This window comes from Polaromonas sp. (assembly GCF_029945925.1).
In the GTDB taxonomy this organism is placed as follows: domain Bacteria; phylum Pseudomonadota; class Gammaproteobacteria; order Burkholderiales; family Burkholderiaceae_C; genus Polaromonas.
This window is the reverse complement of record NZ_JAQSDN010000029.1, coordinates 1-3615: the sequence shown is the minus strand read 5'-3', so window position 1 is coordinate 3615 and position 3615 is coordinate 1. Positions and strand designations below refer to the sequence as shown.

At 65.9% G+C, this 3615-nt stretch carries 2 protein-coding genes; both read left to right on the top strand.

Annotation, left to right across the window (positions count from 1 at the left end; all coding sequences use genetic code 11):
- Positions 1-248 precede the first annotated feature (248 nt).
- Positions 249-2258 (top strand): transglutaminaseTgpA domain-containing protein, encoded by a 2010-nt coding sequence (locus PSV40_RS07100; RefSeq protein ID WP_300536050.1) that lies wholly within the window; start codon positions 249-251, stop codon positions 2256-2258.
- Positions 2259-2528: 270 nt separating this feature from the next.
- Complete coding sequence (mltB, locus tag PSV40_RS07095) at positions 2529-3470, top strand: lytic murein transglycosylase B (protein WP_300536052.1); 942 nt, start codon at positions 2529-2531, stop codon at positions 3468-3470.
- The last annotated feature ends 145 nt before the right edge of the window (positions 3471-3615 follow it).

Here is a 3615-nt window from a genome sequence, read left to right as displayed (position 1 = left end):
GGCAAAAGCGGATCAGGGCTCGCGATTGTCTGAGCCGAAGGCGAGTTCGAGCGAGCTCCCGCTTTTGCCGAGCACCGCAGGTTGCCCGTAGCGAAGCGAAGGGACCCAGACCATCGGGTCGCCTTTCTTTTGGGTACTTTTCTTTGGCGACGCAAAGAAAAGTGCCTCGCCCGCCGGGGCGAGACCCGGCTTGCTGGCAAAGCACCTTCATCCGAATCACTCAGACAATTTCTAGGGGGGGGTAGCACATGCTAGCCCGCCTCCAAACCCTGCCCCGCGACAGCCGCGACACCCTCTTCCTGCTGGGGGTCATCGCCTGGGTGCTGCTGCCGCAAGTCAGCGCGCTACCCTGGTGGTGCAGCGCGCTGGCGGCCGGCATGCTGCTGTGGCGCGGCCGGCTGGCCTTTGGCAACAAACCGCTGCCGAACAAATGGTGGCTGCTGGGTCTGCTGGCCATTTCCATCGCCGCCACGCTGGCGACCCACCGCACACTGCTGGGCCGCGACGCCGGCGTCACGCTGATCGTGATTTTGCTGGCGCTCAAGACGCTGGAGCTGCGCGCCCGGCGTGACGCCTTTGTGGTGTTCTTCCTCGGCTTCTTCACGATGCTCACCAACTTTTTCTACTCCCAGTCGCTGCTGACGGCCTTCAGCATGCTGCTGGGCCTGCTGGGCCTGCTGACGGCCCTGGTCAATGCCCACATGCCGGTCGGCAAGCCGCCGCTGCTGCAGGCCGCCAGAACCGCCGGCTGGATGGCGCTGCTCGGTGCGCCGGTGATGGTGCTGCTGTTTGTGCTGTTCCCGCGCCTGGCGCCGCTGTGGGGCGTGCCTTCGGATGCCATGACAGGCCGCAGCGGCCTGAGCGCCACCATGCAGGTCGGCACCATTGCCAGCCTGGCGCTCGACAGCAGCATCGCCATGCGGATTGCGTTTGAAGGCCGGCCGCCGCCGCAGCGCGAGCTGTACTTTCGCGGCCCCGTGCTCTCCGCCTTCGACGGCCGCGAGTGGCGGCCCTCGTCCCGGTCGGGGTTTCCGTCCCGCTACAAGCTGGCCGACAACCTGAGCGTTGAGGGCGCGCCTATTTCTTATCAGGTCACGCTGGAGCCCACCAGCCGGCCCTGGCTGTTTGTGATGGAGGCTGCGGCCGAAAGCCCCCGCCTGCCGGGCTACCAGACCCGCATGAGCAGCGACTTGCAATGGCTGACGGACCGCCCCATCACCGACCTGGTCCGTTACCAGGTGAAAAGCCACCCGGTGTTCAAGCACGGGCCCGATCGGCAGGAAGTGGGCCTGCAGGAGTTTGTCGAACTGCCGCCGGGCTTCAACCCGCGCACGCTGGCGCTGGCCGCCGAGATCCGGCGCGACCCGCGTTATGCGCGCGCCGGCGCCGAGGCGCTGGTGCAGGCCGTGATGGAGCGACTGCGCACCGGCGGCTACACCTACACGCTGGAGCCCGGCGTGTACGGTGCCAACACCGCCGACGAGTTCTGGTTCGACCGCAAGGAAGGTTTTTGCGAACACATCGCATCAAGCTTTGTGGTGCTGATGCGCGCCATGGACGTGCCGGCCCGCATCGTCACCGGCTACCAGGGCGGAGAGATCAACTCCGTCGATGGATTCTGGGTGCTGCGCCAGAGCGATGCCCACGCCTGGGCCGAGGTCTGGCAGGCCGGCCAGGGCTGGGTGCGGGTGGACCCGACCTCGGCCGTGGCACCCGGGCGCACCGGCGCCTTCCAGCGGCTGGCGGCACCGCAAGGGCTGGTCGGGCAGGCACTGGGCACCTTCAGCCCGACGCTGTCGGCGCAGCTGCGCGCCACCTGGGAAGCCGTCAACAACCGCTGGAACCAGTGGATCCTCAACTACACACAGGGCAAGCAGCTGCAACTGCTCAAGGACATTGGTTTTGAGTCCCCGAGCTGGGAAGACCTGGCGTATGTGCTGATCGCCATCGTCGTGGCGCTCAGCCTGGCCGGTGCCGCCTGGACCCTGTGGGACCGCAGCCAGCACGACCCCTGGCTGCGCCTGCTGGGCCGCGCGCGCAAACAGCTGGCCAGGGCCGGGCTGGACAGCCAAGCCGCCACCTCTCCGCGTCAGCTGGCGCGGCAGGTCCTGCAGCGGTATGGCGACGAGGGCCAGGCACTGCACGACTGGCTGCTGCAACTGGAAGCCCAGCGTTATGCCGGCACAACCGCCGGTGGCACGGCTCCCCCCTTGGCCCAACTCAAGAAACAATATGCCGGCCTGAGCTGGCCGGCCTGACTTTCCCGCTCGACACAGCGGGGTATGCGCTTGGCGCCATACTGTCAGCCTGCCGCGCCTTCTCTCCGTTTTTCTGGAACCGCCCCCCTTCGCATGATTGCCCGCCCGTTTTCTCCCCCCGCCTCTCCCCGCCTCCTGATTGCTCTGCTTTTGATAGCTGTCGGCGCAGGCACAGCAAGCGCCAGCACCGCAAAAGACCTCAAACCCCGGAGGACCAAGGTGCAGCAGGCGACCGAGCAGGACACCGCCTACGCCAGCCGCCCCGAGGCCATGCGTTTTGCCGAAGACATGGCCAGCCGGCGCGACCTCGACGTGTCATGGGTGCGCAACGCCATCGGCCAGGCGCGTTTCAACCCGACCGTCGTGCGGCTGATGCAACCGCCGGCCAAAACTTTCACCAAGAACTGGCGCGTCTACCGCAGCCGTTTCATCGACCCGGTGCGCATCGCAGCAGGCGCCGCCTTCTGGCAGGACAACCAGGCCAGCCTGGCGCGTGCTGAAGCGGAATACGGCGTGCCCGCAGACATCATCGTCGGCATCATCGGTGTCGAAACCATTTACGGCCGCGACACCGGCAAGTTCCGCGTGCTGGACGCCCTGACCACGCTGGCCTTCGACTTTCCGTCGGCCCATCCGCGGGCCCGGGAGCGCAGCGCGTTTTTCAAAGGCGAACTCGAACAGTTCCTGAGCCACCAGAGCCGCCTGGGCAGCGACCCGCTGGCGCCGCGCGGCAGTTATGCCGGCGCCATGGGCATGCCGCAGTTCATGCCCTCGAGCTGGGTCAAATACGCGGTGGACTTCGACGGCGACGGCAAGGTCGACCTGTGGAACAGCCCCGCCGACGTGATCGGCTCGGTCGCCAATTATTTCAAGGCCTTCAACTGGCAGCCCGGCATGCCCACGCATTACCCGGTCCGGTTTGATGCGGGCACGCTGAACATGGACACGCTGATGGCCCCCGACATTTTGCCGACCTTCAGCGTGCCCAGCTTCACCGCCAAGGGCGCGGTGCTGGAAGGCGAAGCCTTGATCCACCCCGGGCCGCTGGCGCTGATCGAGCTGCTCAACGGCGACCCCAACAACGGCGGCAGCGCACCGAGTTACGTCGCGGGCACGGAAAATTTTTATGCCATCACGCGCTACAACTGGAGCAGTTATTACGCGATGGCGGTGATTGAACTGGGACGGGAAGTGGCGGCGCGGGTGAAATGACGTTGTCAAGCAAGAGCTGCCACGCAGACTCTTGCTGTTGCACCGGCTGTGCTTTGGAACCTATCTGATTGGAGGAAAAAACGCAACAACGAGCCTTGTCCAACGAGGTATGAGCCTGAAGGAGGCGCGTATTTCCAACGAAAAA